Origin of the sequence: Lentzea sp. NPDC092896 (assembly GCF_044754905.1) — a bacterium.
Lineage (GTDB): Bacteria > Actinomycetota > Actinomycetes > Mycobacteriales > Pseudonocardiaceae > Lentzea.
Genome location: NZ_JBIVPX010000007.1, coordinates 230,738 through 250,292 on the forward strand (window position 1 = coordinate 230,738; position 19,555 = coordinate 250,292).

At 70.0% G+C, this 19,555-nt stretch carries 17 protein-coding genes; 11 read left to right on the plus strand and 6 right to left on the minus strand.

Annotated elements, in window-relative coordinates; genetic code table 11:
- Nucleotides 1–9: 9 nt before the first annotated feature.
- Complete coding sequence (locus ACIQF0_RS31435) at nt 10–2,490, plus strand: DNA topoisomerase (ATP-hydrolyzing) (protein ID WP_360034518.1); 2,481 nt, start codon at nt 10–12, stop codon at nt 2,488–2,490.
- Between the two features lie 209 nt (nt 2,491–2,699).
- Here ACIQF0_RS31435 and ACIQF0_RS31440 read toward each other — a convergent pair whose 3' ends face one another.
- The 3 genes from ACIQF0_RS31440 to ACIQF0_RS31450 are packed head-to-tail and all read right to left on the minus strand — an operon-like array spanning nt 2,700 to nt 5,383.
- Entirely contained in the window at nt 2,700–3,113 is a 414-nt protein-coding gene (locus ACIQF0_RS31440) for a hypothetical protein (protein WP_360034516.1), read from the minus strand.
- Between the two features lie 39 nt (nt 3,114–3,152).
- Nucleotides 3,153–4,253 carry a glycosyltransferase family 4 protein gene (locus ACIQF0_RS31445; protein ID WP_401035377.1) on the minus strand — a complete coding sequence of 367 codons (1,101 nt, stop codon included), beginning with the start codon at nt 4,251–4,253 and terminating at the stop codon, nt 3,153–3,155.
- Nucleotides 4,226–5,383 carry a lipopolysaccharide biosynthesis protein gene (locus ACIQF0_RS31450; RefSeq protein WP_401035380.1) on the minus strand — a complete coding sequence of 386 codons (1,158 nt, stop codon included), beginning with the start codon at nt 5,381–5,383 and terminating at the stop codon, nt 4,226–4,228. The genes ACIQF0_RS31445 and ACIQF0_RS31450 overlap by 28 nt, the downstream gene beginning before the upstream one ends.
- Nucleotides 5,384–5,550: 167 nt before the next feature.
- Here ACIQF0_RS31450 and ACIQF0_RS31455 point away from each other — a divergent pair, with 167 nt between their 5' ends.
- The 4 genes from ACIQF0_RS31455 to ACIQF0_RS31470 are packed head-to-tail and all read left to right on the plus strand — an operon-like array spanning nt 5,551 to nt 10,710.
- Entirely contained in the window at nt 5,551–8,313 is a 2,763-nt protein-coding gene (locus ACIQF0_RS31455) for an arabinosyltransferase domain-containing protein (RefSeq protein WP_401035383.1), read from the plus strand.
- Nucleotides 8,310–8,813 (plus strand): phosphatase PAP2 family protein, encoded by a 504-nt coding sequence (locus ACIQF0_RS31460; RefSeq protein WP_360034504.1) that lies wholly within the window; start codon nt 8,310–8,312, stop codon nt 8,811–8,813. Before ACIQF0_RS31455 ends, ACIQF0_RS31460 begins: the two co-directional genes overlap by 4 nt.
- Nucleotides 8,810–9,700, plus strand: a complete 891-nt coding sequence (locus ACIQF0_RS31465; RefSeq protein WP_360034501.1) for a decaprenyl-phosphate phosphoribosyltransferase — start codon at nt 8,810–8,812, stop codon at nt 9,698–9,700. The genes ACIQF0_RS31460 and ACIQF0_RS31465 overlap by 4 nt, the downstream gene beginning before the upstream one ends.
- A 20-nt stretch (nt 9,701–9,720) precedes the next feature.
- Entirely contained in the window at nt 9,721–10,710 is a 990-nt protein-coding gene (locus tag ACIQF0_RS31470) for a hypothetical protein (RefSeq protein ID WP_401035386.1), read from the plus strand.
- Between the two features lie 7 nt (nt 10,711–10,717).
- Here ACIQF0_RS31470 and ACIQF0_RS31475 read toward each other — a convergent pair whose 3' ends face one another.
- Nucleotides 10,718–11,467 carry an SDR family NAD(P)-dependent oxidoreductase gene (locus ACIQF0_RS31475; RefSeq protein ID WP_401035388.1) on the minus strand — a complete coding sequence of 250 codons (750 nt, stop codon included), beginning with the start codon at nt 11,465–11,467 and terminating at the stop codon, nt 10,718–10,720.
- A 225-nt stretch (nt 11,468–11,692) separates the two neighbouring features.
- Nucleotides 11,693–12,244 carry a DivIVA domain-containing protein gene (locus ACIQF0_RS31480; RefSeq protein WP_319981151.1) on the minus strand — a complete coding sequence of 184 codons (552 nt, stop codon included), beginning with the start codon at nt 12,242–12,244 and terminating at the stop codon, nt 11,693–11,695.
- Between the two features lie 95 nt (nt 12,245–12,339).
- Between ACIQF0_RS31480 and ACIQF0_RS31485 the strand changes: the two genes are divergently transcribed.
- From ACIQF0_RS31485 to ACIQF0_RS31500, 4 genes are all read left to right on the plus strand, one after another.
- A complete protein-coding gene (locus ACIQF0_RS31485) occupies nt 12,340–12,708 on the plus strand; it encodes a YchJ family metal-binding protein (RefSeq protein WP_319981150.1) in 369 nt (122 codons plus the stop codon).
- Nucleotides 12,705–13,382, plus strand: a complete 678-nt coding sequence (locus ACIQF0_RS31490; RefSeq protein WP_401035390.1) for a hypothetical protein — start codon at nt 12,705–12,707, stop codon at nt 13,380–13,382. The genes ACIQF0_RS31485 and ACIQF0_RS31490 overlap by 4 nt, the downstream gene beginning before the upstream one ends.
- Before the next feature lie 221 nt (nt 13,383–13,603).
- Nucleotides 13,604–15,889 carry a hypothetical protein gene (locus ACIQF0_RS31495; protein ID WP_401035394.1) on the plus strand — a complete coding sequence of 762 codons (2,286 nt, stop codon included), beginning with the start codon at nt 13,604–13,606 and terminating at the stop codon, nt 15,887–15,889.
- Nucleotides 15,890–15,945: 56 nt separating this feature from the next.
- The gene (locus tag ACIQF0_RS31500) at nt 15,946–16,734 is read left to right on the plus strand and encodes a carboxylesterase family protein (RefSeq protein WP_401035397.1); all 789 of its coding nucleotides are present in this window, start codon (nt 15,946–15,948) and stop codon (nt 16,732–16,734) included.
- 100 nt (nt 16,735–16,834) lie between these two features.
- Here ACIQF0_RS31500 and ACIQF0_RS31505 read toward each other — a convergent pair whose 3' ends face one another.
- Nucleotides 16,835–17,839 (minus strand): GDSL-type esterase/lipase family protein, encoded by a 1,005-nt coding sequence (locus ACIQF0_RS31505; protein WP_360034483.1) that lies wholly within the window; start codon nt 17,837–17,839, stop codon nt 16,835–16,837.
- A gap of 81 nt (nt 17,840–17,920) precedes the next feature.
- Here ACIQF0_RS31505 and ACIQF0_RS31510 point away from each other — a divergent pair, with 81 nt between their 5' ends.
- Nucleotides 17,921–18,883, plus strand: coding sequence for a GlxA family transcriptional regulator (locus ACIQF0_RS31510; RefSeq protein ID WP_401035400.1), 963 nt, complete (start codon nt 17,921–17,923; stop codon nt 18,881–18,883).
- A complete protein-coding gene (locus ACIQF0_RS31515) occupies nt 18,883–19,503 on the plus strand; it encodes a DJ-1/PfpI family protein (RefSeq protein ID WP_401035402.1) in 621 nt (206 codons plus the stop codon). The genes ACIQF0_RS31510 and ACIQF0_RS31515 overlap by 1 nt, the downstream gene beginning before the upstream one ends.
- Nucleotides 19,504–19,555: the final 52 nt, after the last annotated feature.

Consider the following 19,555-nt stretch of genomic DNA (forward strand, 5'->3'; position numbering starts at 1 on the left):
CACGAAGTCATGGCACGCCGCAAGGGACCCACGACCAAGGTCGACCCAGCCGCGTTCGACCGGGCGGGCGCCAAGGTGCTCGACAACTCGCTGAAGACGGAGATCGAGGACTCGTACCTGGAGTACGCGTACTCGGTCATCCACTCGCGGGCACTGCCGGACGCGCGGGACGGCCTCAAGCCGGTGCACCGCCGCATCCTCTACTCGATGCACGAGCAGGGGTACCGGCCGAACCACGCGTACGTGAAGTCGTCGCGCGTCGTCGGCGACACAATGGGCAAGTTCCACCCGCACGGCGACACGGCGATCTACGACGCGTTGGTCCGCCTCGCCCAGGACTTCAGCCTGAACGAGCCCTTGATCGACGGGCACGGAAATTTTGGGTCTCCAGACGATGGACCGGCGGCATCGCGATACACCGAGTGCCGCATGTCCCCGGTCGCCATGCAGCTCGTCGGCGAGCTGAACGAGGACACGGTCGACTTCCGGCCCAACTACGACGGCTCGCTGCAGGAGCCGGTCGTGCTGCCGGCGGCGTTCCCGAACCTGCTGGTCAACGGCACGTCGGGCATCGCGGTCGGCATGGCCACGAACATGATCCCGCACAACCTCCGCGAGGTCGTGGGGGCGGCGCGGTGGCTGATCACGCATCCGGACGCGAGTCTCGACAAGCTCATGGAGTTCATCCCGGGGCCCGACCTGCCGACCGGCGGCATCCTGCTCGGGCTCGACGAGGTCCGGAAGGCCTACGAGACCGGGCGCGGCGTGGTCAGGATGCGTGCCAAGGTCGAGATCGGGCCGCTGGAGGGTTCCAGGGGCCGGCAGGCCATCACGGTCACCGAGCTGCCGTACGGCGTGGGTTCCGAGCGGATCGTCGAGAAGATCACCGACGAGGTCAACAAGTCCAAGCGGCTCACCGGCATCGCGGACGTCAAGGACCTCACGGACCGCGAGAACGGCATCCGGCTCGTCATCGAGTGCAAGGTCGGTGTGAACCCGCAGGCTCTGCTCGCGGACCTGTACCGGCTGACGCCGATGGAGCAGTCGTTCGGCATCAACAACCTGGTGCTGGTCGACGGGCAGCCGCAGACGCTCGGGCTCAAGCAGTTGCTGGAGGTCTTCCTCAAGCACCGCTACGAGGTCGTCACGCGGCGCACGAAGTTCCGTCGCCGCAAGCGCGAGGAACGGCTGCACCTGGTCGAGGGTCTTCTCCTCGCCCTGCTCGACATCGACAAGGTCATCAAGCTGATCCGGGGCAGCGAGAACGCGGCTGCCGCCAAGGACGGCCTGATGAAGCAGTTCAAGCTGTCGGAGATCCAGGCCACCTACATCCTCGACACGCCGCTGCGCCGCCTCACCCGGTACGACAAGCTCGAGCTCGAGAACGAGCAGGACAAGCTCCGTCAGGAGATCGCCGAGCTGTCGGCGATCCTGGACGACGAGAGCGTGCTCCGCAAGCTCGTGTCGACCGAGCTCGCGGCCGTGGCGAAGGAACTGGGCGGCGAGCGCAGGACGAGCCTCATCGACGGCGACCTCAAGGAGGTGCTGGCGGCGTCCAAGCCCGCCGGGCCGCTGGAGGTGGCGGACGACCCGTGTCAGGTGATCCTGAGCGCGGCCGGTCTCGTCGCGCGCACCGCGGCGGAGTCGGAGGAGGCGTCCGAGGGCAAGCGGCGGGCGGGGCGGGTGAAGCACGACGCCGTGCTGGCCGTTGTGCACTCCACGGCGCGTGGTCAGGTCATCCTGATCACGAACCTGGGGCGTGCGTTCAAGACGGACGTGCTGCCACTGCCCGTGCTGCCGGAACAAAGCGGCACAGTCAGTCTGCGGGGTGGCATGGCGGCGAGTGAGCTGGTGCCGCTGGAGAAGGGCGAGAAGGTCGTCGGCATCGCGCCGCTCGACCCGAAGGACTCACCCGGCATGGCGCTGGGCACGAAGCTCGGCACGGTCAAGGTGTGCGTGCCGGAGTGGCCGGTCCGTTCGGACGAGTTCGAGGTCATCTCGCTCAAGGACGGCGACGAGATCGTCGGCTGCACCTGGCTCACCGACGGCAGCGAGACGATCGCGTTCGTCAGCTCCGACTCGTCACTGCTGCGCTACGACGCGAAGCTCGTGCGGCCGCAGGGCCTCAAGGGCGGCGGCATGGCGGGCATCAACCTGAGCGGTGACGCGTACGTGGTGTTCTTCGGTGCGATCCGCACGGACGACGACGAGCACGGTGAGCCGATGGTCGTCACCTCGTCCGGGCAGAGCGTCAAGGTCACACCGTTCAGCGAGTACCCGGCCAAGGGGCGCGCGACGGGTGGCGTGCGGTCGCAGCGCTTCCTCAAGGGCGAGGACCACCTGGTGCTCGCGTGGATCGGCGCGCGTCCGGCGGGTGCGGACGACAAGGGCACGCCGGTGGAGTTGCCGGAGGTGGATCCGCGCCGGGACGGCTCCGGCCACGCGCATCCCGGTCCGGACGTCATCGGGCACCTGATCGAACGGGACTAGGGCCTGTATCGAAGTCTGGTTCGATGAGAGCTGCGCTTGAGGTGGTTCCTGGTGGTGCGGCCGAATGGCCCGCGTACCGGTGTTGTACGTGGGTCGTCCGGCCGTGCCGCCAGGGGCCGCCTCGGGCCCGGCTGTCGCGGATCAGACTTCGATACAGGCCCTGGTTCCGCGCTGGTGAGGACGAGGCGGGAGCCACGTCCTCACCAGAGTCACTTCGAGATGCTGCCGGACAGCTGGGCGGTGCTGTCGCTGCCCGGCGAACTGCTGCCGGCGGTCTGCGTCAACAGCTCTCCGTTCGCCTTGCAGGTCGCCAGCACGCTGCCGCCGCTGTGCCGCAGGACGAGCTTCCACTCGTGGCTGCCGCTCTCCGCGGGGAACTCGAGGGTCCTGGTCCAGGGGAGCGCGACCGACGTCTCCTCGCTGGACGTCCCGTCGACGACGAGCGTCAGCGACGAGATGGTGGCCGTTCCCGTCGCCTCCAGCACGATCACGTTCGGCGCGGCCTTCTCGGCGGTGGTGGAGGACGACGGTGGCACGGTCGTGGGCGAATCCGGCGTTCTGGCGCCGGTGCACCCGCCGAGCAGTCCCAGGACCAGCACCGCGGAGGCGAACCGTCTGCTCATCCGCAGAGCCTGGCAGAACGGGACCGGTACCGGTCCCGGCTAGCGGGCGTGCTTCTCGAACAGCGCCTCGAACGCGTCGAGCACGGCAGGGACGCTGAACTTCGCCGCGGCCGTGCCGTCCGAGACGGGCGGTTCGTCGCGCAGGGATCGCAGTCCCGTGGTGATGGCCGCCGCGTCGCCGGGCGGCACGATGATCCCGAAACCCGTCTCCCGCACCGGGATGCGCACGCCGGGCAGGTCGCTCGCCAGCACCGGTACGCCCGCGAGCATCGCGACGACCTGGACGATGCCGAAGGCCTCGAACGCGTTCACCGACGGCAGGGCGAACACGTCCAGGGAGGCGTAGAAGTCGCCGAGGTCCTCGTCGGGCACGAACCCGAGCAGCTTGATCCGCGGGTCGCCCGCGATGCGTTCGCGCACGCGGGAGATGACGCTGCCGCCGGCGACGTTGCCGAAGTCGCCGCCGATCAGCAGCCGTGCCGACGGGTCTTCCAGTGCGCGGAATCCGTCGACCAGGTGCTCGACGCCCTTCTCCTCGACGATGCGGCCGAGGAACCCGACGTGCGGGCCGTCGCCGTCGCGGAACCGCGGCGTGCCAGGGGGAACCGGGCGGCAGGGCGGGGGTACGGCGGCCATGTGCGGCTGGATGGACGGCCACAGCCTGCTTTCCCGCGCGTAGTCCTCGCTCGTCACCGCGACGGCGGCCGCGCGGCGCATCGCGAGGCGGCTGGAGGCGTCGATCACCTTGCCCTGCACCGCGTTCACCAGGCCGGGCGGCAGGCTGACGTCGCAGTGGTAGGTCACGACGACCGGGCACTTCGCCAGCGCGGCCACCGGGCCTGCCTCGAGCATCGGCAGGTGGAGGTTGAGCACTCGGGCGTTCGCCGACGCCTCGCGCACCATCGTGGCGAACGCCGGGCTGATCACTCCCTTGCCGAACCGGGCGAGCACGGGTGCGCGGCTCACGCGCACGCCGTTGATCGTCTCCTCGTGCGGCAGCGAGGGGTCGTGGCGGGTGGTGACCACGCGGACGCGTTTGCCGCGCTCGGCGAGCCCTTCCGCGACGTCCCGCGCGAAGTTGGTCAGGCCTGACACGTACGGCGAGTAGTAGGTCAGGGCGATGACGAGGTCGTCGAGCACAGTTCGCTCTCCTGTCGTGGGGAAGTGAGCAGCCGGAGCCCGACGAGCAGTCCGGCGAGTGATCCGGTGAGGAACGCGATCTCGGCGCGCAGCAACAGGTCCGGGATGAGGGCGAAGGTCGCGGCGGCGGTCAGGACGCCCGCGATCCAGCTCCAGGCGACGCGGCTGTGCAGGGCGTCCGCGACCAGGGCCTGGGTGGTGACGATCAACCCGAGGTGGGCGACGACGCCGAGCGCGACGAGCGCCAGATCCGTGGCGGACACGACGTAGAGGGGACCGAACACCAGCCGCACCAGCCACGGTCCGATCGTGAACGCCACGGCGGCGCCGGCGACCGCCGCTACCGCGAGCACGGCCGCGAGACGGGTCACGACGGTGCGCTTCTGCTTGCCCGCGAGCACGGGCAACAGCGCTGTCTGCAACGGAACCGCGACGAAGAGCGGGACCCTGGCGAGCAGGAAGGCCGCGAGGAACACCCCGGCCTGAGCCCGTTCGGCCGGCGTCGCGATCGCGGTCACCAGCACGGGGATGCCGTTGAGCAGCAGTTGCGCGCACAGGGAGCCGACGAGCAACGGGGAGACCGCGCGGGCGAACTCGCGCACGGGCACTTCGCCGTCTCCCTGCCACCAGATGGCGGCCAGCACGGGCAGGTGCGCCACCGCGACCGCCGCCACGAGCGTCCATTCGAACTGCGCGCTCGTCGTGGCCCCGAGCCACCCGGCGAGCAGCGCGAACACCACGCGCAGGGTGGTGTCGGCGACCAGCAGGCCGCCGTGCCACGCCAGCTTCCCGTTGCCGATCAACGCGCCCCGCACCAGGAACTGCGCCGCGGACAGGAAGCACAGCACGACGACGGCGGGGGAGACGAACACGGCCAGTGCGCACTCGACGACCGCCATGCCCGCTGCGACGACGGCGGCCGAACGCAGCGCGCGGGGGCCGAGGCGGGCCAGTTCCTGTTCCACGGGAAGGAAAGCGCCGAACCCGACCAGCAGCGCGATCGACCAGAACGCGCCGAAGTCGCTGTACTCGGCGGGTGAGACGTTGCGCGCGACGATCGCGAGGTAAGCGTTCACCAGCAGTCCGGACAGGACGATGCACACCCCGACGAAACCGAGCGCACGAACCATGGGCGGACCATATCCGTCGCGGTGTGGCGATTTTCCCCTCCGTAACACGATTCCGGGGTATGGCAACGCAGACGTAGCAATGTGAGGGTTGGTCGGGCTTCTCGCGTAACGGGCGGTCGCTAGCTTCTGACGCCTCGCCCTTCCGAACCCCCTTAGGACATCGGCGCGTGACGACAGAAACGATTTCGCTCGCTCCCGAAACGCCTGCCACGACCACTCGCCCCGGACAGGGCAGGAGACGACGGCTGCTGGCCGTCGCCGTGGTGTCGGGCGCGCTCACGGTGCTGTTGTCGGCGTTGATGCCGCTCGCACCCGTGACCATCAACGATCCCACCGTCACGTGGCCGGAGAACGCGTCGGCGCCCAGATCCACGATGCTCGCGCTGAGCGCCTACCGTCCATTTGAGATGGACGCGCGCTTCGGCTGCGCAACCGTCCGTGCCGCGCAGGCCGGCGGTGGTGTGGTGGTCTCGACCATCACCCCGTCGGCCCCGGCGCGCGGTCTCGTCGTGAAGGCGGAGAACGACCGCCTGCTGGTGAGCGGTGTGGCCACGCTGGACGAGCCGGTTCCCTCTGGCGACTGTTCGTATCAGATCGTCGGCGACCGCGACGGGCTGAGCATTCTGCGCGACGGCAAGGAGATCGGCCGGTCCGCGACCATGCCGGACGTGCACGTGCTGGCGACCTCGATCACCACGACCGCCGACCTGTCCGTGCGGATCAGGGTGGACGACCAGTTCAGCACCAGCCCGTCGCCGTTCAAGATCGTGCTGATGGTGCTTCTCGCGCTGTGCGCGGCGACCGCGTTCGCCTGTCTGGTGCTGCTGGATCGGCGCGTGTCCCGCGAGCCGGCCCGGTTCCGGTGGCGGCTGAGCCTCGTGGACCTGGTCGTCCCCGCGATCATGATCGTCTGGTTGTTCCTCGCGCCGATGTCCGACGACGACGGCTACTACAGCGCGATGGCCAGGAACGTGCCGTTCGAGGGTTATGTCGGGAACTACTACCAGATCCTCAACCAGGGCTTCACGCCGTTCTCCTGGTTCTACTACTTCCTCGCCAAATGGCAGGTCTTCGGCTTCGCCCCGGTGGTTCTGCGCATTCCCGCGCTGTTGTTCGGTCTGGTGACGTGGTTCGCCGCACGTCGTTACGTGTCGGGCAAGTTCAGCGGGGTCGTGCTCGGCGCGGCGTTCCTGGCGTGGTGGCTGCCGCTCGACATGGGGGTGCGGCCGGAGGGTGTCGTGACCATGTGCGGCATGCTCACGCTGCTGGCGGTGACGGCCGCGGTCGAACGCGGGCGGCTGGCGTTGCTGGGCGCGGCCGTGGGAGTCGCGGGCATCGGTTTCTTCGCGCACCCCACGGGTTTCACGACTCTCGCGCCACTGCTGGCCGGCCTGCCGTTCGCGTGGAAGCTGCTCACGAAGGACGCGGGCTGGCGCACGGTCGTGGCGAGGACGCTCGCCGTGCTCTCGCCCGGCGCGATCGCGATGATCATGGCGTTCAGCGACGGGACCCTGCGTGATTTCCTGTACGCACAGGAGATCTTCAAGAAGATGGCCGGGTCGGAGTCCTGGTACACGGAGTTCGCGCGGTGGATGTTCCTGCTGAACCAGGGCGACGCCATGGCGAACTACGCCAAACGCGCGCCGGTGCTGGTGTGCGTCGTCGCGCTGGTCTGGTTCGTCGTGCTCGTCACGGCCGCGCGGGCGCGCCGGATCGACGTGCCACCACGGCTCGTGTTGGCGGGCTGGTCGACGTTGTTCGCGTTCTTCCTGCTGTGGCTGACACCCAGCAAGTGGACGCACCACTTCGGCAGCCTGGCGGGGATCGGCTCGGTGTTCCTCGCGTTGATGCTGCTGGGTTCCGTGCCGTTGATCCGTGAGCTGACCAACGATCGGCGCATGCCGGTTCCGGTGCTGCTGGGTGGCATCGTCAGCGTCGTCGCGATGCTCGGCCTCGCGGGGCACGGCGCCAACCTGTGGCCGTACTCGTGGCACCTCGGGCTGCCGGCCACGGGCGTTCCGCCGCACGTGTCGGTCCTCAAGTTCGACAAGCCGTACTGGTGGCTCGTGCTGATCGCGATCGTGGCGGTCGTGTTGTACCGGCGGGGCAAGGGTTCTCTCGCGCCGGTCATCGCGATACCGGTCGTGGTGGTGATGTTCTTCGTCGCCAACATCGCTTATCTGGTGGGCGGTTTCGCCGTCGCGACCGTGAACACGCTCGACACCTGGTCACCGTGGGCCGCGAACGTCCAGGACCCGCTCGCGCAACGGTGCGTCGCGGCGGACGCGGTCGAGGTCGCGACACCGCAGCCGCTGGTCCCGTTGCCGGACAGCTGGTTCGCGATCCAGGCCGACCCGATCGCGACCGTCGTCACCGGCAGACCGGTGCCCGTCACCTACGAGTACGCGACCTCGGACGCGAAGGTGCTCGGTACCGGCAAGATCACCGACAACGTTGACAGCACGTGGCGGCGCACCCTCCTGCTGCCACCGGCGCCCGCGGGCGCCACGCAGGTGCGGCTCACCGGCGAGGGCGAGTTCAGCCAGCCGGCCGCGCAGAAGTACGTGCGGCTGCGGGAGTTCCTGCCCCGCGAACCGGCGGTCGCGGTGGCGTGGCAGATCGCGTTCCTGTTCCCCTGCCAGCGTCAGCCGCGCGTCCAGGACGGCGTGATCGAACCGGTCTCGTACGCCGTGCAGTGGGGCGACACGCAGGCGCTCGGACTGTCCGACGCGACCTGGCAACCCGTGCGCGGCGCGCTGTTCGGGGACGTCCTCACCACGCACGAGGTCACCGCACTTCCGGCACGGCTGCGGGACTCCTCCCGCCCGTACCCGATCCAGGTCTACCGGGCCACCCCGCTCTACGAGGCAGGTCGGTACACCACCACCCGCGACACCCAGACCCGCATGGGTTGGGAAGGCGTTCGATGAGCGATCGTGAAGCGGAGGCGCTGGTGGCCGTGCAGACGGCGCTGGCGAGACCACCCGTGGTGCACGCGGCCCGGCTGCTGTCGTGGTTCGGCGAGCACAGCGCGGGATGGCTGTTGTTAGGTGTGGCCGGCGCCGCGGTGGACCGCCGGCGCCGTCCTGAGTGGACGGTCGCGGCCGGCTCGGTCGTCGCCGCGCACGCCGTGTCGATCGTGGTGAAACGCGTGGTGCGGCGGCGGCGTCCGCATCACGCGGAGGTGCAGGTGCTGGCGGGAACCCCGAGCAAGCTGAGTTTCCCGTCGTCGCACGCGTCCTCCACCACGGCCGCCGCGGTCGCCTACGGCGCGCTGACGAACCAGCCGCTGGTGCCGCTGCTGGTGCCACCGATGATGGTCAGCAGACTGGTGCTGGGCGTGCACTACCCGACGGACGTGCTGGCCGGCGCCGTGCTGGGTGCCGTGGTGGCACGCGGCGTGCGGCGCGTGGTGTGGGGTCGTCGATGACCGTGGCGACCGAGACACGGCCATCGATCGTTCGTGGGCTGATCAGGACCGCCCGGCCACACCAGTGGGTGAAGAACGTCCTGGTGCTGGCGGCGCCCTTCGCGTCGAGCAGGATCGCGGAACCCGTCGTGCTGCGGTCGGCGGCGCTGGCGTTCGCGGCGTTCTGCTGCGCGGCCTCGGCGGTGTACCTGGTCAACGACGCGAAGGACGCGGAAGCCGACCGGGCCCACCCGAAGAAGCGCCTCCGCCCGATCGCGGCGGGCATCGTGCCGGTGCCTCTCGCGTTCGGCACCGCCGGTGTGCTGATGGCCGCGTCGTTGTCGATCGGCGCGGTGGCGGGCTGGAAGCTGCTCGTGCTCATGGCCGTCTACCTGGCGGTCCAGCTCGGCTACTGCTTCGGCCTGAAGCACCAGCCCGTCCTCGAACTGTGCGTGGTCGCCTCCGGGTTCCTGCTGCGCGCCATCGCGGGCGGCATGGGCGCGGACATCGAGCCCAGCCAGTGGTTCCTGCTCGTCACGGCGTTCGGGTCGCTGTTCATCGTGGCGGGCAAGCGGTACGCCGAGATCAAGCTCTTCCACGAGACCGGCGCCGCGATCCGCCACTCGCTGACCAGGTACTCGGAGACCTACCTCCGGTTCGTCTGGGCCACGTCGGCCGCGGTCATGAACATGACCTACGGCCTGTGGGCGTTCGAACTCGGTCAGCGCACCGGCAGCCCGTGGGCCGCGCTCTCCATGGTCCCGTTCGTCATCGCCGTACTCCGCTACGCCGTCGACGTGGACAGCGGCAAGGCGGGCGCCCCGGACGACCTGGCCCGCTCCGACCGGGTCCTGCAGTCGCTGGGACTCGCCTGGGTGGTGACCGTCGCCCTGGCGATCTACCTCTGAGCCGCCACTACGATCCCGCCATGGTCCGCACCACTCCGCCGCGCCCGGCCGACCTCGTGGCGCACCTGCCCGCCATGGCCCCGCTGGCCCGCACCGCGGTCCGGCTGCACCCGCGGCCCGGCGAGCCGACCGCGGCGGACAGTTCGATCGGCGGCCCGTTGCTGTGGCCGGCGCGGGAACCGTGGCCGACGTGCGCCGAGCACGCCGGCCCGTTTCTCGAAGGCGCCGGCGTGCCCGACGTGATGGCACGGCGGCGGATCCTGACACAGGCGTGGGCCAGACCGCGGGAGCCTGGTGTGAACCTGCTGACCGAGGACGAGAAGGCCGTCGTCGACCGCGTGGACGACGGCGCGGAGATCGCGCAGGACGGGCCGGCGCCGATGGTGCCGGTGGCCCAGCTGTACGCACGGGACGTCCCTGGCCTTCCCGGCCCGGACGGCGCGGATCTGGTGCAGGTGCTGTGGTGCCCGTTCGACCACGAGGACGACGGCTACGTGCCGAGCGTGGTGCTGCGCTGGCGGGTCGCCGCCGAGGTGACCGACCCGCTGACGGACCCGCCGCTGCCGGCCGCCGTCGAGGACAACTACCTGCCGCGGCCGTGCGTGCTGCACCCGGAGGAGGTCACGGAGTACCCGGCTCCGCACTGCCTGCCCGAGGAGCTGGCCGGGCAGGTGCGCGAGTGGGAGGACCGCGAGGGGCAGAAGTACCAGTACGAGCTGTCCGTCGCCTCGGGTTGCAAGGCCGGCGGGCACGCGCCGTGGAGCTTCTCCGCCCCGTTCCCGATGTCCTGCCCCGACTGCGGCGCGGACGTCGAGCCGTTGCTCACCATCGCCAGCTCGGAGTGGGACGGCAACACGAGCTGGCGGCCGGTCGAGGACGCCGACGCGGACCACCCGCCGTTCCCGGCTCCGCACGAGCCGACGATGCTGATGATCGGGCGCGGCTACCACCTGCAGCTCTACACGTGCGTCGCGTTCCCCGAGCACCAGCACGTCACGAACATGCAGTGACACACCCCTAGAGCCCGAATCCGCCGGACACCTCGACGTTCTGCGCGGTGATCCACCGGCCGTCCTCGCCGGCGAGCGCCGCGATCGCCACCGCCACGTCGTCCGGCTCGCCGACGCGGCCCAGTGCGGTCTTCGCGGCCAGGGCCGGGATGAACTCCGGGAACTTCTCGAACGCGTCGTCGCCCAGCCTGGTCCGGGTGGCGCCGGGGGAGACGGAGTTGACGCGGATGCGGCGCGGGCTCAGTTCCTTGGCCAGGTAGCGCGTCAGCACGACCAGGGCGCCCTTCATGGTGGCGTAACCGGAGTAGCCGGGCTCGGCCTGCTCGGTGGAACTGCTCGTCGTGTTGACCACGGCGCCGCCGTCCGCGAGGAGCGGGAGCAGGGTCTGGGTGAGGAAGAACGGGCCCTTGAGCAGGACGCGGTAGAACCTGTCGAAGAGTTCTTCCGTCGTGTCCGGGAACAGGGCGGTCTGGGCGAAGCCCGCGTTGTTGACGAGGACGTCGACCGTGTCGCGGCCCCAGCCGCCGAGCACTTGCGCGACCTGGTCGCGGAACGTCTCGAAGGTGTCGCTGCGGCCCAGGTCCAGGTGGAGGGCGACGGCTTTGCCGCCGTTCTGCTCGATGGCGGAGACGGCCTGCTTGGCGCCGGTCTCGTTGGAGCCGTAGGTGAGGATCACGGCGGAGCCTCGCCGGGCGAGTTCGACGGCCGTGCTCCAGCCGATGCCCGAGCTGCCACCGGTCACGATCGCTACTGACATGTTCCTACCGCCCGTTCTGGTCTGCTTGGTTTTGTATGAACCAATAAGACCAGTGGAGACCGGGTTAGCAGGAGACCGAAGCTCTCGTCCTCTTGCCTGATTCTCCCGACGTACGCGGCGTTGGGACAGGTCCCGGATCGGCCGGCGCAAGGTTGCGGACGGCGGAAGGCCCGGCCTGGGACTCTCGGGGTGTCCCAGGCCGGGCCTTCCGCGAGATCTCGCGACCTACGTGATGTGCAGGTTCTGCACCTTCGCCTCCGCCACGATGCGCTCGGCCTCGTCGCGGGCCACGTTGCGCAGTTCGGCCAGGGCGCGCATCGCCTCGGCGCGGCGGGCCGACATCGCGAGCCGGAAGTCCTCGCGGATCCCGTCGCGTTTCGCGGCCGCCTCCTCGTCCAGGCGGCGGGCTCGTTGCTCGGCCTCGCCCACGATCATCAACGCCTTGAGCTGCGCGTCCCTGACGACGTCACGGCGTTCTTCCTCGGCCAGGGCGACCATGCGGGCGAGCCGTTCTGGCAGGCCCTTCGGGTCGATCGGGGTCAGGCAGATGCGGTGCAGGCCGTCCTGCAGGGCGGCGTTCTCCTCCTGGACCGAGACCAGTCTGCTCGCCAGGGCCTCCGCGCGGGCCTCCGAGGCGTCGCGGTCGGCTGTGACCAGGCGAAGCTCGGCTTCCAGCTCGGCGACGTAGTCGTCCACCTCGTCGCGGTCGTAGCCGCGCCATCGGAGCCCGAACCACGTTCGCAGCGGTACGAGCTCAGTCCTGCTGTCGACACTCACTGCCGTCTCCTCTGCCTCCCGCGAGTCAGTCTTGACAAGGGGTACGTACGGGGTGCGGCATCGGTTCTAATGGGTTTACCAGGCACAATGTGGACGTGAACAACAAACTGTGCCCCTGTGGTACCGGTCAGTCCTATGTGGACTGTTGCGGTGCGCTGCACTCCGGAGCCCGCAAAGCGGCCACGGCCGAGCAGCTGATGCGTTCGCGTTACAGCGCTTTCGCGGTGTCCGATGAGGACTACCTGCTGCGCACGTGGGCCGCGCGGAACCGCCCCAAGAGCGCCGGGATCGACTCGACGGACCGGTGGCTGAAGCTCGAAATTCTGGCGACCGAGAACGGCGGTCTGCTGCAGAGCGAGGGTGTGGTGGAGTTCCGGGCGCACTACGTCGGGGGCGTGGTGCACGAGCGGAGCAAGTTCATCAGGGAGAACGGCCAGTGGGTGTACGCGGAGGGCCTCGAATGAGCACTGTGACGGTCGCGAGCAGGTTCAACGGGCCTCCCGGCATGGGCAACGGCGGGTACTCGGCCGGTCTGCTCGCCGCGCAGGTCGACGCGGAAACGGTGAGCGTCCGGCTGCGCAGGCCGGTGCCGCTGGACCGCGCGATGGAGGTCCGCGACGGGCAGCTGTTCGACGGCGAGACGGTGATCGCCTCGGCCGAGCCCGCCGCGCTCGACCTGGAGATTCCTGAAACGCCGACGCTGGACGAGGCGCTGAAGGCGTCCGCGAAGGTGCCGTGGCGTGACCGGCACCCGTTCCCGACGTGCTTCGGATGCGGTCCCAACAGGGAAGACGGCATCGCGGCGCTGCTCGGCCCGCTCGACGGCCGCGCGGAGTGGGCCGGGGTCTGGACGCCGACCGAGACGCTGCCCAACGACGGTGTCAGCGTGCTGCCGGAGATCGTCTGGGCCGCGCTCGACTGTCCGTCCGCGCAGCCCGTCGCACCGGACGGGGGACCGGCGTTCGTGCTCGGCACCTTCGTCGCACGGACGGAGCTGCCGGTGAAACTGGGCGTGGACCACGTGCTCCTGGCGTGGGAACTCGGCCGGGACGGACGCAAGGCCTACTCCGCGTCCGCGATCATCGGCCCTGACGGAGTGTGCGGGCGAGCACGCGCCGTGTGGGTCTCGATCGGATGACGCCAAATAACCCGACTGGGTGACAAGTGTGCGGTGCGTCTTGATAGCGTGCACGCTCGTTGCCCGATTAAGCCGAAAGGGCGAGTGACCGGGATGGCACGGAGGTGATCAGGCGCTTGATGGGCCGACGTGCCGCCGCCCATGGCGACCAGCAACCACAGACCCAGAGTTCTGCTCAGAGCGTTTTCGGGGTTCAGACGATCACGAGCACCGAGCAGGACATGGATCTGTATCCCGTCGAGCAGCCCCCGGCAGCAGCGCCGCCGCCGGAGCCAGTATCCCAGAGGACGCCCTTCGCGGCGAACCTCGTCGGGTCGACGCTCGTAGTTTCCGCACCTGAGGGCCCGAGTCAGGGCGCCACGGGTCTCGCACGCGCCCTTCCCGCCGACACCGGCCGGACCGTGGTCGTGGTCGACTTCCCAGGCGGGGACCAAAGCACTTTCTGGCCGCACGTCGTCACGGCGCTGCACGGCCGTGGGCCCGTCCGGCTCGCGGTGTCGCACGCCGGGACGATGCGCCCGACCGCACCCGCGCAATGGCTCTCCGAGCAGCTCCAGACCGAGGTCGTGGCGCCGGACGGCGTGCTGACCACGGTGCCCGGTGCCGCGTTCGTCGTCGGCACGCAGGGCTACGGCAGCTGGGTGAAGTTCCAGCCGAACGCGTCCCCGATGCCGTTCGGCCGCCGCTTCCCGGTGCCGCAGTGGGAGGCGATGGACCCGAACTCGCCGTGGCCGACGGGCGAGATCGGCATCTCCGAGCCGATTCCGAGCGGACTGTGGCTGCGCGCGCAGCAGCCGCCGTTCGAACCGGCCGCCCAGGACTCGCGGCCGATCGTGGCGCTGCCGTGCCGCGACAACGTGCTGACGGTCGTCGTCGGCGGTCCCGGCCAGTCGTCGATCCCGATCGACGAGGTCTGCCGCCTGCTCACCGCACTGCCCCAGGCGGCCCGGTCGCGCGTGCGGCTCGTCCCGTACGGCATCGACGCGAGCATCGGCAGCCTGGTCGCGGACCAGATCGGCGAGCCGATCGCCATGTTCACCGGCCTGCCGGTGGGCAAGCTGCACACCGGCGGTCCCGCGGTCATCGCGGTCGACCCGCGCGGGCAGCAGACGTGGCGGCCGTTCGTCACCGAGGTGCTGTGCGTGCCGAACGAGTCCGTGCCCGTCGTGTCGGGCTACCGGACGCCGGTGCAGGGCCTGACCGAGGTCACCCCAGGGGTGTTCTCCCTCGGCGACGGCGTCGTGCTCGAAGTCGTGCCCTCCGGTCTGTGGGTGCGTGAGCAGGAAGAGCCCTACAACGCCGCCGAGGTGCGCACTCAGCCCCTCGACCCGGAGTGGGCACGTCTGACCGTGGGCACGCCTGGGCGCACGACGCCTGGCGCCGTCGCGGTGCACGGCGCCGCTCTCGTCGAACGCCTGGAGCCCGAGGTGCGCAAGCTCCTGCGGCTGGTGTTCTGCGACTCCAAGGTGACCGCACCACCGCCTCCTCCGCCCTCTCAGCCACCCGCGACGGTGGCGGCACACGCGTTGTCGACGCGGGACTCGTCGGACAACGGCGTCGGCTTCTTCACCGCCGTCACGCCGGCCGAGCCCGAAACGGAACGGTCCGCGTACGCGAGCATCGGCGCCGGACCGGCGATGGCGACCGTGACGTCGCACGCGCTGGCCGACCCGGACGAGGCCGCGTTCCCGTCGGACGACCCGGACTCCGCTCCGGTGAGGTTCCGCGTGGACGGCCCGCTGCCGTTGCAGCCGCTGGCCATGTGGGAGATCCCACCGGAGAACAACGGCGAGCGCGAGACGGTCTCCGTGGACCACAACAGTTCGGACGCCGAACGCGACACGGTCCGCCGTGCGCTCGGCGAACGCTACGGCGTGCACGCGGCGACAGTCGTCCGCCTGCTCTCCCAGCGTCCGGACGCGGAGGAGGACCCGGCCGCGTTCGAGGCCATGGTCACCGACCTGACGGCGTTGCTGGCGTGCGTGTCGCAGGACGAGGAGATGGTCGTCGAAACGCTCCGCATGGGACGGCTGGGCCGCTTGCGCCCGTATGTCGCGTGCATCGTCTCCGGTCTGAACCGCCTGCCCGTGCACAACGGCATCGCGGCGGTGTGGGGCATGAGCGGTCCCACGGGGCCGCGGCGCTACCGCCACGGCGAGGTTCTGGTGGAGCACGGCCTGCTGGACGCCGTCGCGAACCCGTCCCAGCGCATCGAGGGCGTCACCGAGTACCTGATCTGGTCGGTCACCGGCCGCGTGGTCGAGGTGACCGACCGCGTCGCCGTGTCCACCGAGGAACGCGTGCTCTTCGCTCCCGGCACGCCGTTCCGCGTGCTCGCGGTCGCCGAGGCCGAGGGTGATCACCCGCAGCAGGTGCTGTTGCAGGAGATCTCCGGGCCGGCGGCGGAGCAGGAGATCGCGGGGATGCGGCCGAGCGTGCTCTCCCAGCTGGAACGGGCGGCGGCGAACCTGCGCGTGCTGCCGGTCTCGCACCAGGTGACGGCCTGAACCTCGGAATCCGTTACGCCGAACCGCCCGTCGGCCCGCTGCGCTTCCACCCACCGGTGGACTGCGACGGTGAGCCGGCGGGCGCTTTCGGTGACCGGCACACGTTGAACGTCTGGTCCACAACGGACGGTCCGGCCCCGGTGCTCCTCTGGATCCACGGCGGCGCGAACACCGTGGGCACCTCGGCACAACCGGAGTACGCGGGCGACTTCCACGCGTCGAACGGGATCGTGTTCGTCAGCTGCGACTACCGGCTCGCGGTCGACGGATACGGTGCGCTGGAAGGCTTTCCGCACAACCGCGGGCTGCTCGACGTCGTCTCGGCGTTGCGCTGGATCCAGCGCAACATCGCCCGCTACGGCGGAGATCCGGCCAACGTGACCGTCGCCGGGCAGTCGTCCGGCGCGCAGACGGTCGCGAGCCTGATGGTCATGCCATCCGCGAGAGGCCTGTTCCACCGGGCGATCGCGCACAGCCTCGCCGGACGGTTCTTCACGCCGGAGGAAGCGGTCAGGACCCAACGGCAAGCCGATCCGGAAGTCGTGCTGTACCAACCGATCGTCGACGGCGACACGCTGCCGCGCAGCCCGTTGGAAGGCCCGTACGACGTCGACCTGCTGGTCTGCCACACCGCCGACGAGGACGCCGAACTGTTCCAGCGTCCGACCATGCGGCTGGCGGACGAGCACGGCGGCGCGTTCCGTTCGATCTACGCCCGCACCCCGGCACATCACGGCGCCGACGTCCCGGACATGTTCCGCGGCGACATCGCGCTGGCGTGGGCGAGGTTCGCCCGCACGGGCGATCCCGGTTGGCCCGCCGACGAACTCAAGCGCTGGGTCTAGTGGTGCGGCTCGGAACGTTGCCGGGGGAATTCGCGGTCAGGCGCGCCGCGAGGTGCCCTGCTGAGCGTGGATCACCTCGCCAACGTTCCGAGGCGCGCCACTAGCTCTCCGTCGTGAGGCCGAGCGTGCCGTTCAGCCGCGGCACGCACGCCCCGTCACGCTTGTCCGAGGCCAGGAACTCGGTCAGGCACCGGCCGATCTGCTCGTGCCCGCGGGCGTTGGGGTGGAACGACTCCTGCAACGCGTGCGATGCGCGCTTCTGGTCTTTCAAGCCCTCGAAGTCGACCGTCAACCGCGTGAACCACTCGGTCTCGGGCTTGCTGCCGCCCACGCACGCCTCGTGCCCCTCACCGGCCCGCGCCAGGTCGAGGAAACGGGCGTTGACCTTCGCCGCAGCGGTGCGCAGGCCGTTCGACAGCTCCGGCACGGCCTCCTCGACGACCCACTCCAGGTCGGCGGTGCGCAGCGGGCAGCCGGACAGGTTCTGCAGCGACTGCGGCATCTTCGGCGACACCGGCGCCGCGTACGACTGCACGACCAGCTGGTAGGAGGAGTCGAGGTAACCGGAGTCGCGCATGGTCTGGCGGATGGCGTTGAGCGTGTTCTCGACCTTGGGGATCATCCGCCGCACGCGCTTGGTCCACTCCGGCGCGACCGACGACGTGCAGTCGCTGCGCTTGCCCCACGCCTCGAAGCACTTGTTGAGGATCTCGGAGAACCTCGGGTCGTCGTTCGCGCCGATGGCCACGACGATCGCGACGACCTGGTTCTGCCCGGCGATCTGGCGCAACCGGGGCAACTGCTCGTTGCGCAGCTTGTCCGAGTTCGCGCCGGAGCACGCCAGGTTGATCTTCTGGTCGGCCTGGAACTCGGTCTTCACGATCTCCGACTGGCGTGAGCGGTGGCACCAGTTGCCGCCGTCCTCGCCGTCGGTTCCCGGCTCGTAGTCGCCGGCGCCCTCGCCGGACATCGTGCTGTCGCCGAGCGCCACGACCGCGGTCCTGGTCTCGCGATCGGGCTCCGAGGGAGGCGGGAACACGTGGTCGCTCACGACCAGCAGGATCGTGAGCAGGCCGATCGCCGCGAAGAAGAGCACTTTGCGCATCGCGCACCAGTTTACGGGGGTGGCCGAATGCGAGGGGGATATGGCGTTGCCGCCTCAGGCCGGGGTGAGGAAAGTGGAGGTGTGGGGAATCTGAGGGAGATAGTCGTGGTCGGCTACGACCGCACGGCGCTGCTGGACCTGGCGGGACCGATAGAGGTGTTCCAGGCAGCGAACTACGGCGAGCCGCGCTACGAGGTCACGCTCGCCACGCTCGGGGGAGGACCGTTCACCGCGACCGCGGGCGTGCGCATCGAGGCGGGCGCCGATCTGCGCGAGCTGGACCGTCCGATCGACACGTTGATCGTGGTCGGCGGCTGGGGTTACGACGAGGCCGCGTCCGACGCGGCGCTCATGACCAACCTGCGGCGGCTCGCGCTGAAGTCGCGCCGGGTCGCCGGTGTCTGCACCGGATCGGTGGTGCTGGCGAGCGCGGGGCTGCTGAAGGGCAAGAAGGCGACGACGCACTGGGCGTTCACCGGCGAGCTGGAGAACCGCGGCGTCGAGGTGGAGCCGGACGCGATCTTCGTGTGCGACGGCGAGGTGTCCACGTCCGCGGGCGTCACGGCGGGCATCGACCTGGCCCTGGCCATGGTCGAACAGGACCACGGACCTGAGCTCGCCCGCAGGATCGCGCAGTACCTGGTCGTCTTCCTGCAACGCTCCGGCGGCCAGTCGCAGTTCAGCGTGCACACCCGCGCGAAGCCGGTGCGCGACGGCTCGCTGCGCGCGTTGCTGGACGACATCCACGCCGATCCGACTCGCGAGTGGACGGTGCCGGTCATGGCGCGCAAGGCGATGATGAGCGTGCGGCACTTCGCCCGCGTCTTCTCCCGCAGCGTCGGCGTTTCCCCGGCGCAGTACGTCGAGCGGGCCCGCGTCGAGGCCGCCGCCGACCGGCTGGCCAGCACCGGGGACTCGCTCGACCTCGTCGCCCGCCAGTCGGGGTTCGGCTCCGCCGAGACCCTGCGAAGGGCCTTCCTGCGCGTGCTCGGCGTGTCGCCGGGCAGCTACCGCGCCCGTTTCCGGACCACTGGGGTTGCCTGATGGAAGCCACGTTCGTGCTCTACCCGAACATGACCGCGCTCGACTTCGTCGGCCCGTTCGAGGTGCTCGGCAGCGTGCCGATCGTCACGACGCGGTTCGTCGCGGCGACGCTCGACCCGGTGACGTCCGACAACGGGCTGACCGTCGTTCCGACCGACACGTTCGACTCGCTGAAGTCGACGGACATCGTGGTGGTGCCGGGTTCCGGGCACTGGAAGGAACTGTTGAAGGACTCCGGCGGCGTCGTCGAGTGGCTGCGGGCCGTGCACCCGACGACGAAGTGGACGACGTCGGTGTGCACCGGCTCGACGCTGCTCGCCGAGGCCGGGCTGGTCTCGAAGGCCACGACGCACTGGGCCGCGCGCGAGGACCTGGAGGTGCGCGGCGTCGAGGTCTCGACGGACCGGGTCGTGTTCGACGGCAAGGTCGTCAGCGGCGCGGGCGTCTCCGCGGGCATCGACATGGCGTTGCGGCTGGTCGAGGCCGAGTTCGGCGAGATGGTCGCGCAGGCGGTGCAGGTCGGTATCGAGTACGACCCGCAGCCGCCGCGCGCCTACGACTCGATCCCGCCGGAGATCGCGCAGGGCCTGAAGCAGGCTTTCGACGCTTCCCAGGCCTGACCTCTACGCCCTATGGTCGAACGGACGGTTCAGGGGGAGCCGTCCGTTCTAG

What these genes read in the sequence shown, in the direction of transcription:
- ACIQF0_RS31435 (WP_360034518.1), top strand. Translation starts at nt 10, where the DNA reads ATGGCACGCCGCAAGGGACCCACGACCAAGGTCGACCCAGCCGCGTTC.
- ACIQF0_RS31440 (WP_360034516.1), bottom strand. Translation starts at nt 3,113, where the DNA reads ATGAGCAGACGGTTCGCCTCCGCGGTGCTGGTCCTGGGACTGCTCGGC.
- ACIQF0_RS31450 (WP_401035380.1), bottom strand. Translation starts at nt 5,383, where the DNA reads ATGGTTCGTGCGCTCGGTTTCGTCGGGGTGTGCATCGTCCTGTCCGGA.
- ACIQF0_RS31460 (WP_360034504.1), top strand. Translation starts at nt 8,310, where the DNA reads ATGAGCGATCGTGAAGCGGAGGCGCTGGTGGCCGTGCAGACGGCGCTG.
- ACIQF0_RS31465 (WP_360034501.1), top strand. Translation starts at nt 8,810, where the DNA reads ATGACCGTGGCGACCGAGACACGGCCATCGATCGTTCGTGGGCTGATC.
- ACIQF0_RS31470 (WP_401035386.1), top strand. Translation starts at nt 9,721, where the DNA reads ATGGTCCGCACCACTCCGCCGCGCCCGGCCGACCTCGTGGCGCACCTG.
- ACIQF0_RS31475 (WP_401035388.1), bottom strand. Translation starts at nt 11,467, where the DNA reads ATGTCAGTAGCGATCGTGACCGGTGGCAGCTCGGGCATCGGCTGGAGC.
- ACIQF0_RS31490 (WP_401035390.1), top strand. Translation starts at nt 12,705, where the DNA reads ATGAGCACTGTGACGGTCGCGAGCAGGTTCAACGGGCCTCCCGGCATG.
- ACIQF0_RS31495 (WP_401035394.1), top strand. Translation starts at nt 13,604, where the DNA reads ATGGATCTGTATCCCGTCGAGCAGCCCCCGGCAGCAGCGCCGCCGCCG.
- ACIQF0_RS31505 (WP_360034483.1), bottom strand. Translation starts at nt 17,839, where the DNA reads ATGCGCAAAGTGCTCTTCTTCGCGGCGATCGGCCTGCTCACGATCCTG.
- ACIQF0_RS31515 (WP_401035402.1), top strand. Translation starts at nt 18,883, where the DNA reads ATGGAAGCCACGTTCGTGCTCTACCCGAACATGACCGCGCTCGACTTC.